Origin of the sequence: Nocardia pseudovaccinii (assembly GCF_050942345.1) — a bacterium.
Taxonomy (GTDB): Bacteria; Actinomycetota; Actinomycetes; order Mycobacteriales; family Mycobacteriaceae; genus Nocardia; species Nocardia pseudovaccinii.
In genome coordinates, this window is sequence record NZ_CP192074.1 from 9,029,192 (window position 1) to 9,044,908 (window position 15,717).

Annotated in this window: 1 protein-coding gene; it reads right to left on the reverse strand. The window is 66.7% G+C overall.

The features are described 5' to 3' along the window. Positions 1 to 33: 33 nt before the first annotated feature. Positions 34 to 15,597, reverse strand: a complete 15,564-nt coding sequence (locus tag ACQPZ2_RS40670) for an amino acid adenylation domain-containing protein (protein WP_433523217.1) — start codon at positions 15,595 to 15,597, stop codon at positions 34 to 36. Positions 15,598 to 15,717: the final 120 nt, after the last annotated feature.

Below are 15,717 nucleotides of genomic sequence, written 5' to 3' on the forward strand. Positions count from 1 at the left end.
GTCGACGATCCACCTGCGTTCCCCGGCCGATTGCTACCGCTCAGGGGTTTCGAGCAGCTCAGCGAGCCGGGGACCGATCTCGGCCAACGCTTCGGCAGAGGTCATCAACTCGTGCGTCGACCCGATCGGGCGATCGATGATCTCATCGGAGACGAAAGGCTGCCAGTCGGCGGGGGTGCGATCTGCTCGGGCCTCGGCATCGACCGTCGCTCGGAAGAACTCGAGCGCCCCCTCGAATACCCCCCGGTGGTACTGCGGCTCCAGCTCGACCGTGCGCATGGCCGTGCGGTAGATCAGCCGTAGTCGTTCGGGCGTGAGCACGTCCACGCCCTGGCCGATGGCCATCGCGTGCAGCGCTGCCACGGCCTCGTCACCGATTTCCTGCAGATTTTCCACCGCGGGCAGAGCCGCGGCGTCCAGACCCAATTCGGTGAAGGCCTCGCGGATCTGGTTCCGGAAGCCGGTGAAGTCGCCGCCCGGGTATGCGTCCAGGATCGCGAGCAGCTCGACCCGCGCGCCGTCGGCCTGCAGTCCGGTCGCCACCGCGTGGGCCAGTTTGCCGCCGAGCGACCAACCGAGAATCCGGTACGGGCCCTCGGGCTGGACGGCCCGGATCTCGACGATGTAGCGACGCACGATCTCGACCATCGAGCCCGGGTGGTAGTCGTCCTCGGTGAGCGCGGGCGTCTGGATGCCGTAGATCGGTTGGTCGGCGGGGAGGACCCGGGCCAGTCCGGCATAGGACCACGACAGTCCGGCCAGCGGGTGCACGCAGAACAGCGGCGGCTTGGTACCGGCGGCGCGGATCGGGAGGATCACGCCGAGTGCGGCCGCGGAGCCGGAGTCGACATCGCGCCCGTGCTCGAGCACCGCGCTGATCTGTTTCGAAATGCCGAGCACCGTCGGCTCGGTGAAGAACCAGGCGACCTTGATCTGCGCGCCGGTCACCTTGCGCAGTCGGCTGACGACCTGGGCGGCCAGCAGCGAATTACCGCCGAGGGCGAAGAAGTCGTCATCGATGCCGACCCGGTCGATGCCGATGACCTCGGCGAAGACAGCGGCGACGGTCGATTCGAGCGGGGTCGTCGGCGCGCGGAACTCCCGTGCCGCGAAGACGGGATCGGGCAGGGCGCGGCGATCGAGCTTGCCGTTGGGGTTCAACGGCATGGCATCGAGGACCACGATGGCGGCCGGAACCATATAGGACGGCAGATGTTCGGCGACACGGGTCCGCAGTGCCTCGGCATCAACTGTGCTCGCGGCTACGACATAGGCGACGAGCTGATCTGAACGCACCGAGGCCACCGCCTGCGCCACCGAATCGTGTGCGGTGAGCGCTGTTTCGACCTCGCCGAGTTCGATGCGCAGGCCGCGCAGTTTGACCTGGAAGTCGGTGCGGCCGAGGTAGACGATCGAACCGTCGGCCTTGCGAGTGACCAGGTCGCCGGTGCGGTACATACGGGAACCGGACGCACCGAACGGGTTGGCGACGAAGCGATCCGATGTGAGGTCGGTGCGTCCGGCGTAGCCGCGGGCCAATTGCGCACCGGCCAGGTACAACTCGCCCGCGACACCCGACGGCACCGGATGCAGCCGGGAATCCAGTACGTACGCTTGGGCATTCCAGACCGGCAGGCCGATCGGCACCGCGCCCTCGATATCGGCGGCCACCGGACAGTGGGTCGCGTGGACGGCGAATTCGGTCGGTCCGTACAGGTTGTACAGCTCGGCCGAGCTGACCTTGTGGATGGCCCGCACCGCGTCGGCGGTGAGGGCCTCACCGGCGACCAGCAGGGTGCGCAGGGATGCCAGCGCGGAGCCGTCGACCGCGCCCGCGAAGACGGTCAGCATCGAGGGTACGAACGAGGTCATGGTGACCCGTTCGGCCGCGATGACTTCCGCGAGGTACTGCGGGTCGCGATGACCGTCCGGGGTGGCCACGACGATTCGGCCGCCGGTGGACAACGGGCCGAACAGCTCCCACACAGACACGTCGAACGTTGCCGGGGTCTTGAACAACACGACGTCATCGGCACCGATGCCGTATTCACCGGTGATCCAACGGATCTGGTTCACCACCGCGGAATGCGGCAGCGCCACACCCTTCGGACGACCGGTCGAACCGGACGTGAAGATGACGTACGCGGGGTTGTTCGGCCGCAGTGGCGCGATCCGCTCGGTGTCGGTGACCGGCTGCTCCGAATAGCCGGACAGCTCCAGCTCATCGATCGTGATGGTAGGCAGTTCAGTCTCGAAGTCGTCGCGCGAAGTGGTCAGAACGCACACCGGTGCGGCCGACTCGAGCACATGCCCGATCCGCTCCGCGGGCTGCTCGATATCGAGCGGCACGTAACCGCCACCGGCCTCCTGCACGGCGTACGCCGCGACCACGAAATCGACCGAACGCCGCAGGCCAAGGGCGACAAGCTTTTCCGGTCCGACACCGGCCTCGATCAACCGCCGCGCCAACCGATGCACACGCGCACCGAATTCGGAGTAGGTAAACGAAGTGCCCGTCGCCGGATCGACGATCGCGACCGAATCCGGCGTCGCCGCGGCCTGCCTGGCGAATTCATCCACAAGCGTCCCCACCGCACCGAGCTGACGGTTGGTGTCGTTCCACCGCCACAACACCGCCGGCCGTTCGGTATCGCTGAGCAGATCGATATCGCCGACCGGTGCCTCCGGGCGAGCAACGATCTGCTCGAGCAGCGCAACGAACCGATCCGCGAAACCCCGAACGGTGGCGTCGTCGAAAAGGTCCCTGGCGAAGGACAACTCGGCGACCATACCGGCACTCTTGGTCGCCTCCTGAACGGTCAGCGACAGATCGAATTTCGCGGCATCGATCTCCAGATCGACCGCGCCGATCCGCAATCCGGGCAGTTCGAACGAGGTGTCCGGCAGATTCTGGAACGACAGCATGACCTGGAACAGCGGATGCCGGGCGGTCGAGCGCACCGGGTTCAACAGGTCGACCAGTCGCTCGAACGGAATGTCTGCATGTGCGAAGGCCCGCAGATCCGCATCCTTCGTATGTGCCAGCAGCGCACCGAAACTCAGTTCACCCGGCACCGCGCTGCGCAGCACGAGGGTATTGACGAACATGCCGATCACATCGTCGAGTTCGGCCTCACCGCGACCGGCGACCGGGGTCCCGATGGCAATGTCATCGGTGCCGGACAACCGCGCGAGCAAGACAGCGAGCGCGGTGTGCACAACCATGAACATGGTCGCGTTCTCGGTCCGCGCGAGTTCCCGCAGGCCACGGTGCAATTCGGTGCCGATCCCGAAAACCACCCGGCCACCGCGGAACGACTGCGTCGTCGGACGCGGCCTATCCACAGGCAGATTCAGCTCGTCCGGAATACCGGCGAGCGTGGTGCGCCAGTAGTTCGCCTGAGCGGTGATGACGCTGTCCGGATCGGCTTCCGAACCCAGCACCGCACGTTGCCAGATGCTGAAGTCGGCGTACTGCACCGGAAGTGGCGACCAAGCCGGTGGCGAACCAGCCGAGCGGGATGCGTAGGCGATCATCAGATCCCTGGTCAGCGGGCCCATGGACCAGCCGTCCGCGCTGATGTGATGCGCTACCAGCACGAGCACATGCTCGTCCGGCTCGACCTGGAAGAGCGCGGCCCGCACCGGAACCTCGACTGTCACATCGAAACCGGCCGAGGCCGTGGCAATGACCTGCATGGGTAGATCGGCCGCGCGCACCCGTATCGGAGTCAGATCCGGCACCGCCTGTTCGGCGGGCACGATCAATTGCACAGGACCGTCATCGGTCTGTGGATAAACGGTGCGCAGTACCTCATGCCGTTCGATCAGATCCGCGACGGACAGCTCCAGCGCGACCAGATCCAGCGCACCGGTCAGGCGCACGGCTGCCGGAATATTGTTGACCGCCGAGGACGGATCGAGCTGGTTGAGGAACCACATCCGCTGCTGCGCCATCGACAGTGGGATGCGTTCCGGGCGCGGACCGGCGGTCAGCGCGCGGCGACCACCGGATCCGGCATGCTGCTCGATCTTGACCGCGAGCCCGCCCACCGTCGACGCCTCGAACAGGGTGCGCACCGGCACCCGACCGCCGATCGCGGCACCGAGCCGGGCCACCACCTGGGTGGCGATCAGCGAATTGCCGCCGAGTGCGAAGAAATCGTCGTCGAGGCCGACTCGAGCCAAGCCGAGCACATCGCCGAAGACGCCCGCCACGATTTCCTCGACCGGTGTTGCCGGGGCACGGAATTCGCGGCTGGCGAAGGTGGGTTCCGGCAAGGCTTTGCGGTCCAGCTTGCCGCTGGTATTCAGCGGCAACGAGTCGAGCGCCACGATAGCGACCGGAACCATATATGCCGGAAGGGTTCCCGCGATCGCAGCCAGCAGTTCGGTCTGATCGATCTGGTACCCGGGAGCGGGCACGGCGTACGCGACCAACTGGTCGCCCAGCGTCGACGACAGCACGACGGCCACCGCCTGGCTCACCGACGCCTCGGCCAGCAGCGCGGTTTCGATCTCGCCGAGTTCGATGCGCTGGCCGCGGAATTTGACCTGGAAGTCCGTGCGGCCGATGTAGTCGAGCACACCTGTCGCGCGCCGGACGACCAGGTCACCGGTGCGGTACATGCGGGTGCCGTCGCCGAATGGGTTGGCCACGAATCGATCCGAGGTGAGATCGGGGCGGCGCACATAGCCGCGGGCGAGTTGGTCACCGGCCAGGTAAAGCTCACCGGCCACGCCCGCAGGCACCGGATGCAGTCGCGAATCCAGCACGTATACCTGGGTATTCCACTGCGGCAGGCCGATCGGGACGCCGGGGTGGTCGTCGCCGCGGGCCTCCCAGTAGGTCACCGAGACCGCGGCCTCGGTCGGTCCGTACAGGTTGTGCACGCGGGCATCCGACATGGCGCGCACGGCGTCGACGGTTTCCGGCGGCAGCGCCTCGCCGATCACGAAGATGTCCCGCAGCGTCGGGCAGGAGCCCGCCGCGGTGTGCGCGGCGAAAACGGTGAGCATCGACGGAACGAAATCGGTGACGGTGACGCCCTGTGCAGCAATGGTTTCCGCGACATAGGCAGGGTCGCGGTGGCCGTCGTGCGTGGCGACCACCAGTTTCGCGCCCGCGCGCAGCGGCATGAAATAGCCCCACAGCGAAACATCGAAGGTCGTCGCGGTCTTCTGCAGGTACACATCGCCGACGCCGAGTGGATACTCCGCGAGCATCCACGTGGTCTGGTTGTGGATGGCCGCATGCGAAATCGCCACGCCCTTGGGACGTCCGGTCGAACCCGAGGTGAAGATGACGTAGGCGGGGTGCTCCGGACGCACCGGGCGCAATAGTTCCTCGGCACGCACCGGACTCGCGTCGAATCCGTCGAGTGCCAACGTATCCAGGTGCAGCACCGGCGTATCACCCGGCACTGCGACCGCATCCGCGGTGGTGGTCAGCACCGCCACGGGCTGGGCCGTATCCAGAATGTGCGCGATCCGATCAGCCGGATGATCCGGATCCAACGGCACATACGCGCCACCGGCAGTCACGATCGCGTACATCCCGACGACCAGGTCCAGCGAACGCCGAATCGCCAGACCGACCAGGGATTCCGTGCCGACACCACGCTCGATCAGCAGCCGCGCCAAACGGTTGACCCGCTGATCGAATTCCCGATAGGTCAGCGTCGCGAAGCGACTCGATGGGGGGTGGTGGTCGGGCGACGGGTGGGCCAGCGTCGCGGAGCGACTCGATGAGGGGTGGTGGTCGGGCGACGAGTGGGCCAGCTCGGTGCCCTCGTAGACGACCGCGATCGCGTCGGGATGGTCCGCGACCGCTCGGCGATAACTGTCGAGCAATAGCTCCGGGGCCACCGGATTGGCGGTCTGGTTCCATTCGAGCAGGATTCGCTCCTGCTCGGCGGTGGCCAGCAGGTCGAGTTCGCCGACCGGGATGCGCGGTGCGGCGATGATCCGATCGAGCAGGCGGGTGAAGCGCTGCGCGACCCCCTCGACAGTCGCCTGATCGAAAAGGTCCCTGGCATAGACGAATTGACCGGCGATACCGGCGGGCACGCCGTTCGCATCGTAGGCGTCGCTCACGATGAGGTTCAGATCGAACTGCGCCACCTGAGTGTCGATGCCGACTCCGGAGACGGAGAGGCCGGGCAGTTCGAGGCTGGACTGCTCCAGATTCTGGAACGACAGTCCCACCTGGAACAGCGGATGCCGCGCGGTCGAGCGGACCGGGTTGAGCACCTCGACCAGCCGCTCGAACGGTATATCCGCATGGGCGAAAGCCCGAATGTCGGCCTCTCGCTGACGCGCGGTCAGCTCGGTGAAGGTCGCACCCACGTCCACCCGGGTGCGGAACACCAGGGTGTTGACGAACATGCCGATCAGATCGTCCAGCGCGGCCTCACCGCGACCGGACATCGGGGTGCCGATGGCAATGTCATCGGTACCCGAGAGCCGCGCCAGCAGTACTGCCAGCGCAGTGTGCACGACCATGAACAGCGTCGCGCCCTCGGCACGCGCCAATTCGATGAGGGCACGGTGGGTTTCGGGATCGATGCGCACCTCGGCCGTGCCGCCCGCGAAGGACTGCACCGCAGGGCGCGGCCGGTCCGACGGCAGATCCAGCTGTTCGGGCAGATCGGCCAGTGCGTCACGCCAGTAGGCGACCTGCTCTGCCGCCAGCGATTCCGGATCGCCCTCGCTGCCGAGCAGCTCGCGCTGCCAGATGCTGTAGTCCGCGTATTGCACGGACAGTGGTGCCCAGCCCGGCGCGGCATTCGCGGAGCGGGCTGCATACGCGAGCATCAGGTCGCGGGTCAGCGGCGCGACCGACGAACCGTCACCGGAGATGTGGTGCACCACCATGGCGAGCACGTATTCGTGTTCGATGGCGACGTCCGCGGAGCCCTGCGCAGCAATGCCAGCCACCACCTCCGGACCCGCCGCACCGACACCGTCGATAGCGAACAGCACGACCCGGACGGGCACCTCGCTGGTGACGTCGAAGGTCGTCGAGATCAGCTCGACGACTGCGGATTCGAGTGCATTCGGCGCGACCTCGCGGACCTCGAGTTTCGGCACGACACCATCCGCGGGCAGGATCAGCTGGACCGCACCCGCATCGGTCTGCGGATAGATGGTTCGGAGGATTTCGTGCCGCTCCATCACATCCGCGACCGCTTGGCGCAGCGCCGCCACATCGAGGGTCCCGGTGAGCCGCACGGCGATCGGGATGTTGTAAGCCGTGGACTCGGTGTCGAATCGGTTGAGGAACCACATCCGCTGCTGTGCCAGCGACAGCGGAATATGTTGCGGCCGTGCACCTGCCACCAATGCCCTGCGGGCACCGGTACCGGCGAGCTGTTCGAGCTCGACCGCGAGTTCGGCGACGGTGGATGCCTCGAAGAGCACCCGCACGGGTACTCGGGTGTCCAATGCCGCACCGAGGCGCGCGACCAATTGCGTTGCCAGCAGCGAATTTCCGCCCAGCGCGAAGAAGTCGTCGTCCAGACCGAGGTAGCGGCTGTCGTCCACGCCGGTGCCGATGCGCAGCACTGCGGCGAAGGTGCTCGCCACGATCTGTTCGGTATGGGACTTCGGCGCACGGAAAGCCGCCTGCTCGAAGACCGGTTCCGGCAGCGCCTTGCGATCCAACTTGCCGACCGGGGTCAATGGGATCTCGTCGAGCACGACGACCGCGGACGGCACCATATGCGGCGGCAGGCGCCGCGCCGCACGCTCGACGAGGACACTGGGCTCGATGACCCGGCCGGACACCGGCAGCACATAGGACACCAGGATCGTGACACCCGCGTCGCTCTGCCTGCCCATGGTGATCGCGAATTCCACATCGGCGTGCCCGCCGAGCACGGCATCGATCTCACCGAGTTCGATGCGGTAGCCGCGGATCTTCACCTGGAAGTCCGAGCGGCCGACGTATTCCAGTGCCCACGGTATCGACGGCAGCGCCGCATTGCCCATCCGTAGTTCGGGTTCGGCGAACCAGCGCACCACGTCACCGGTGCGGTACATCCGCGCTCCCGGCTCGCCCCACGGATTGGCCACGAAACGCTCCGCGGAAAGCCCCCGACGGTTGTGGTACCCACGCGCCAACGCGCCGCCGGACAAATACAGCTCCCCAGCCACGCCCGGCGGGACCGGGTGCAGCCGCGCATCCAGCACCAGCGCCGACATACCGTGTACCGGTGTGCCGATAGTGATCGGCGCACCCGCCCGCAGCGTCGCGTAGGAAGCGATGACCGTGGCCTCGGTCGGGCCGTAGCCGTTGTAGTACCTGCGGCCCGGCTGCCACTTACCGAGCAGCTCCGGTGTCGTCGCATCGCCGCAGACCATGAGCATTTCGAGCTGCTCGAGCCCGATCGGATCCACCGAGCTCAGCACCGCCGGGGTGATGATCGAATGCGTGACCCGCTCGCTGCGCAGCAGATCACCCAGTTCCGGACCGCCGATGATCGCCGCTGGCACGATCACTACAGTCGCGCCGACCGAAAGCGCGACAAGCCATTCCAGCACCGACACGTCGAAGCTCGGCGAACAGATGTGCAGCAGCCGGTGCTCCGGCTCCAGCCGGTACAGGCCGACCGAATGGTCGACCAGGCCGCCGAGACCGGTGTGGGTCACGGCGACGCCCTTGGGCATGCCGGTAGAGCCGGAGGTGTAGATCACGTAGGCCACATGGTGCGGCCGCAACGGCGTGATCCGGTCGGCGTCGGTGACCGGTGCGGCGGATCGGTCGGCGCACAGCGCGTCCGTCTCCGCATCGTCGAGCGCAAGCCATTGCACGTCGTCCGGCAACTCACCCAGATACTCCGAAGCGGTGAGACCGACGAGCGCACCCGAATCGGTCAGCATGTGCCGAACCCGATCCACCGGGTAATTCGGGTCGACCGGCACGTGTGCGCCACCGGCCTTCGACACCGCCGACACGGCGGCCACCATCTGATACGAGCGCGGCAGAGCCAGCGCCACAAGGCTTTCCGGACCGACGCCGCGATCGATCAGCACTCTGGCCAACCGCGACGAGTACTCGTCGAGTTCGCGATAGCTGATCGACCTGCCCTGATAGCGGATGGCCGTACGCTCCGCACCACGACGCAGCCCGCGCATCAGCAGATCAGGCAGCAGCCCACCGGCCGTCACGTGATCCGGATGCACCCGGGTCAGGAATTTCGTCTCGGTATCGGCCAGCAGCGGCAGATCACCCACCGGCAGCTCCGGCCTGGTGGTGATCGCCTCGAGCAGCCGTACGAACCGATCCGCGAACACCCGAACGGTGGACTCGTCGAACAGGTCACGTGCGAAGGAGAACACCGCGTACATGCCCTCGGACACGCCAGGAAGCTCGGTGATCGCCAGCGACAGATCGAATTTCGCGGTATCGATATCGAGATCGACGGCACCGACTCGCAATTCGGGCAGCTCGAACGAGTTGTCCGGCAGATTCTGGAACGACAGCGCCACCTGGAACAGCGGATGCCGCGCCGTGGACCGCTCCGGATTCAGCAGATCGACCAGGCGCTCGAACGGAATATCGGCATGCGCGAAGGCCTGCAGATCGGCGTCCCGCACCGCCGAGAGCAACTCCGGGAAGGTCGCGCCGCCGCGCACCGAGGTCCGCAGCACCAGCGTATTGACGAACATGCCGATGACATCGTCCAATTCCGCCGCACCACGACCGGCAACCGGCGTGCCAACGGCGATGTCCTCGGTGCCCGACAGACGGGCCAGGAATATCGCGAGCGCGGTATGCACGACCATGAAGATCGTCGCGTTCTGTTCGCGACCGATCTCCTGCAGCCTGCGGTGCACCCGGGGATCGATCGTGAAACCGACTGTGCCACCGGCGAACGTCTGCGTCGTCGGGCGCGGCCGGTCGGCGGGCAGGTTCAGCTCGTCGGGCAGCCCAGCCAGTGTCGTGCGCCAGAATTCGGCCTGCGCGGTGATCAGGCTTTCCGGATCGTCCTCGGAACCGAGCACTGCCCGTTGCCAGAGACTGAAATCCGCGTACTGCACCGGCAGCGGCTGCCAGGCAGGCGGCGCACCTGCCGCGCGCGATGCGTAGGCGAGCATGAGGTCGCGGGTCATCGGTCCCATCGACCAGCCATCAGCGCTGATGTGATGCGCCACGAAGACGAGCACGTACTCGTTCTCAGGGGCGACCTGGAACAGTGCACCTCGCAATGGCACCTGATCGGTGACATCGAATCCGGCGGCGATGATCTCGACGACTTTCGCGTGCACCGCATCCGGCGCGACCTGTTGCGGAGTCAGATCCGGAACCGCCTGTGCCGCGGGCACGATCACCTGATGCGCGACACCGTCGCGGTCGGCCGGATAGACGGTCCGCAGCGTTTCGTGCCGCTCGACCAGATCGGCAACGGCCTGCTGCAATGCGGCGATATCGAGCGCACCCGTCAGCCGGACCGCCACCGGCAGATTGTTCACCGCCGATTCGGTATCGAACTGGTTGAGGAACCACATCCGCTGCTGTGCCAGCGACAGCGGAATCTGTTCCGGCCGTGCACCGGCCACCAGCGGCACCTCGCGACGCTGCCCCGCGCCGGGTGCGACCGCGGCGGCCAAGGCGGCAACCGTCGGCGCTTCGAAAACGGCACGCACCGGGACGCGACTGCCGATCGCGGCACCGAGCCGGGCCACCACGCGGGTCGCGACCAGCGAGTTGCCGCCGAGGTCGAAGAAGTCGTCGTCCGCACCCACGTGCTCGATGCCGAGCACATCGGCGAATACCTCGGCAACGGACCGCTCCAGTGGCGTCGACGGTTTCCGGTAGGGCCGCCCGATGAACTCCGGTGTGGGCAGTGCCCTGCGGTCGAGTTTGCCGCTCGCATTGAGCGGCAAAGCGTCCAGATGCACGAACGCGGACGGGACCATGTACGACGGCAGCGCTGCCCGCGCGTGGTCGAGCAAGGCATCGTCATCGATCTGCGCACCGGGAGCAGCCACCACATAGGCGACCAGCCGATCACCGGCGCTCCCCTCGACCAGCGCCACCACGGCGCGCTGCACAGCGTCCGCACCGAGCAGCACGGTCTCGATCTCACCGAGTTCGACGCGCTGTCCACGCAACTTGACCTGGAAGTCGCTGCGGCCCAGGTATTCCAGGGCGTGTTCGCCATCGCGAGGCACCCACCGCACCACATCACCGGTGCGATACAGCCGCGCACCATCGACATGCGCGACGAACCGTTCGGCCGTCAGCGCCGGTGCGTTCACATAGCCACGCGCCAATTGCACACCGGCGACATACAACTCGCCGACCGCGCCGACCGGAACCGGTCGCAACTGCCGGTCGAGCACATGCACCCGAGTGTTCGCGACCGAGGCACCGATCGGAATCGCCACGCGCCCATCAGCTTCGGCGGGATAGGCGGTGACGACTGTCGCCTCCGCGGGGCCGTACCAGTTGAACAGGTCGGCATTCGGCAGGAAGGTGTCGAAGCGCGCGGCGGTCTCCCCCGATAGCGCCTCACCGGCGGCGAATACCCGGCGCAACGACGGGTACGACGCGGGTGCGCCGTCGAGAAATGCGTCGAGCATCGACGGCACGAAATGCACAGTGCTGACCGAGTATTCGTCGATCACGCGAGCCAGGTACGCGGGATCGCGATGCCCGTCCGGTTCGGCGATGACCACCGCCGCACCGGTCTGCAAGGTCCAGAACAGCTCCCACGTGGAGATATCGAAGGTGATCGGCGTCTTGTGCAGTACGACATCACCCGGACCGTGTGGATAGGTCCGCTGCGCCCAACGGAATTGGTTCGCCATCTGCCGATGCGTGATCGCGACACCCTTGGGTCGCCCGGTCGAGCCAGAGGTGTAGATGACGTAGGCGGTGTTGTCGGGAAGCGGTGCCGCGACGGTCGGCAGGTCACCGAAGATCGAGGCGTCGGCCGCAGAGCGAACCGGTCGCTCGAAAACGTCCACATGGACCAGCGGTGCGACGGTCTCGGTTCGGAAGCCGGTCCCGGTCGTAGTCAACACACACACCGGAGCCGCACTGGACAGCACATATTCACTGCGCTCGGCCGGATGGTCGGGATCGATCGGCACATACGCCCCACCGGCCCGCAACACACCGTAGATCGCCACGACCATCTCGATACTGCGCCGCATCGCCACCGCCACCAGCGATTCCGAGCCGACGCCCCGACCGGCCAAGTCCGCGGCCAGCTCCCGCGAACGCGCGTCGAGCTCGCGGTAGCTCAACGTGGTATCGCCGTAGATCACCGCGGGTGCGTCCGGAGTGCGGGCGACCTGCGTGTCGAACAGCGTCAACAGCGTCGAATCATCCAGCAGCTCGGCCACTTCGGTGGCATTGACGGCGTCGAGCACGGTCCGATCGGCATCGGTCAGCGCATCGACCTCGGCGACCTTTGCGAACGGATCGGTAAGGAAGCGGCGGATCAGTGTCGAGAAGCGTTGGGCCAGTGCCTGTGCCGCTGTCTCATCGAAGACATCGCGCAGGTATTTGAGGGTGACGTGCATGCGCGCGCCGGGGACGATCACCACGGTGACCGGATAGTGCGTGCCGTTCACCGCGACCGCGCCCTCGATGCTCATGCCATCGAGCGCGCCCGCCGCCGCAGTCAGCGCCTGCTCGTCGACGGGGAACGACTCGAATACCACGAGGGTGTCGAAAAGCCCTTCCACGCCGACGATTTCCTGAATTTCGCTCAGGCCGACATAGTGGTGGTCCAGCAGCGCCGCCTGTTCGGACTGCAACTGCCGCAGCAATCCGGCGAGGGTGTCGTTCGCATCCAGGCGCACCCGCACCGGAATCGCATTGAGGAACAACCCGACCATGGTCTCGATGCCGTCGAGCTGCGGCGGCCGCCCGGAAACGGTGGCGCCGAAGACGACATCGTCGCGATCCACACTCCGGCCGATCAACAAACCCCAGGCCGCCTGGATGACGGTATTGACGGTGACCCCGGCATCGGCGGCCAACCGGCTCAGCCCCTTGGTGTCCGCCTCGGACAGTTCGAAGCCGACTTCGCCTACGCCCGCGGCGATTTCGCGGGCCGGATCGACCGAAGCCAACGGTGTCGGCTCGGTAATTCCGGCCAGCACCTCACGCCAAGCCTTGCGCGCGGCACTGTGGTCCTGCGCGCCGAGCCAGGCCAGATAGTCACGGTAGGAGCGGGCCTGCGGCAATTGGCTGGCATCACCACCGAGCACATAGAGCGTCAGCAGATCCTGGGTCAGCAGCGGCATCGACCAGCCGTCGATGAGGATGTGATGACTGGTGACCAGCAGGTGATAGGCACCGGCGGTCGAACGGATCAGCGTGAACCGCAGTAGCGGCGCGGTCCGCATATCGAAGTGGTCGGCCAGCTCGGCGGCCATGATCTGCCGCAACTCCGCAGTGGTGTCCGCACGATCAGTGAGATCGACTGAACGCCAAGGCACTTCGACCTCGTCGAGCACCACCTGCACCGGATTGCCCGCCGCATCCGCGGCGAATGCCACCCGCAGATTCACATGCCGACCCACCACCGCGACCGCCGCCGCGCGTAGTCGCTCGGCATCGACATCGCCGCCGAGATCGACCATGAACTGGGTCATATACGCATCGACCGAAGACTCGGCCAATTGCGCGTGGAACAGCATGCCCGACTGCAGCGGGGTCAGCGGCCACACCTCGGCCAGCTTCGGGTATTCCCTTGCCAGCCGGTCATTATCGGCCTGCGACAGCTCGACCAGCGGACCCTGCGTGCCGGTCTCGACCAATGCCCCCTGCGTGGCGAGCGGCGCGAGGACGGCGACCGTGCGTGATTCGAAAACGTCGCGCGGCGTGAAGATCACCCCGCGCGCCCTGGCCCGCGACACCACCTGGATCGAGGTGATGCTGTCGCCGCCGAGTGCGAAGAAGTCGTCGTCGAGACCGATGCGCTCGATACCGAGGACCTCGCCGAGCACCTCGGCGATGATCTGTTCGATTTCGGTCTCCGGCGCCCGGTACTCCTTGGTTTCCAGCACCGGTGCGGGCAGTGCCCGGCGATCCAGCTTGCCGACCGGGGTCAACGGAATCGCATCGAGCACTGTGATCGTCGTCGGAACCATATGCGCTGGCAGGGAGCGTTCGGCGAAGACGGTCAGCTCGTCGGTATCCACGACCGCGGCGCCCGCCGGGTGCACATAGGACGCGAGAATCGTTGCGCCGGTGTCGAGTTTGTGCCCGATGGTGACGACGAAGTCCACACTGTCGTGCGCGCCGAGCACCGCATCGATCTCACCGAGTTCGATGCGGAAGCCGCGGATCTTGACCTGGAAGTCGTTGCGGCCCATGTATTCGATCTCACCGGCCGGGGTCCTGCGCACTACGTCACCGGTGGCGTAGAGCCGAGAACCGCTGGGATCGAACGGATTCGCCACGAAGCGCGATGCGGTCAGCGCGGGCCGATCGTGGTAGCCACGCGCCACCTGCGAACCCGAGATGTACAGTTCGCCGACCACGCCGCTGGGCACCTGATTCAGTCGGTCATCGAGGACGTATTCGGTAATGGCACGGATCGGGCCGCCGATGGTCACCACCGCACCGGGTGTCATCGGCGAGCTGATATTGGTCATGATCGTGGTCTCGGTCGGCCCGTAGCCGTTGAAGAACTCACGTTTCCGGCCGTCGGCGATCGGTAAAACCCAGCGCCGCACCAGATCCGGCGGACAGGCCTCACCGCCGGCGACGACGACCCGGAAATCGTCGAGCCCCGTCGGATCGACCGAGGCGAGCGCGGCCGGGGTGATGAACGCGTGCGTCACCCGCTCCCGGCGCAGCAGCGTCGCCAACTCGTCGCCACCGTAGATATTCGGCGCGACCACCACCATGGTCGCCGCACCGCCGAGTGCGAGCAGCAGCTCGAGCACCGACGCGTCGAAGGACGGCGACGCGAAATGCAGTGTGCGCGACTGGTTCGTGACGCGATACCGTTCGCGCTGTTCATCGCAGAAGCTGGACAATCCGGCCTGGGTGACGACGACGCCCTTCGGCTTACCGGTGGATCCGGAGGTGTAGATGACGTAGGCCGGGTGCTCCGCACGTACCGCGCGGACGCGGTCCGCATTGGTGATGGCCTCGCCCGGGTATTCCGCTAGGCGCAGGGCGAATTCGGGCGCATCGATGACCAGCCACTCGACCCGATCCGGGAGCTCCACCGCCACCTCGGCGACCGCGAGCCCGAGCACCGCACCGGAATCCGTCACCATGTGCGCGACGCGCTCCGCCGGATAATTGGGGTCGACCGGCACGAATCCGGCACCGGTCTTGGCCACCGCCCACACCGCGATCACCGACTCCAGCGACCGCGGAATACCAACGGCGACAAGATCTTCCGGTCCGACGCCGCGTTCGATCAGCAACCGGGCCAACCGGGTGGACCGATCGTCCAGTTCGGCGTAGCTGAGCTGCCCCAGGGTCGCGTCGGCATCGGCGAAGACGACGGCGACTCCGTCCGGATTCGCCTCGACCGCGGCGCCCATCAGCCGCGGCAGCGTGGTGACCCGCGACTGACGGGTCCGGGCCGGACGGCTTCGGGCTGGCCGGGTCACGCGAACGACCCCCCTCCGATATCGCGCGGCCGCGCCCGATCCTGTCCCACCGACCGGTATCCCGGCATAGGAACTTCCTCCCCTCGCTCATCGTCACTACCCGGATCTCCCGGGTGGAAG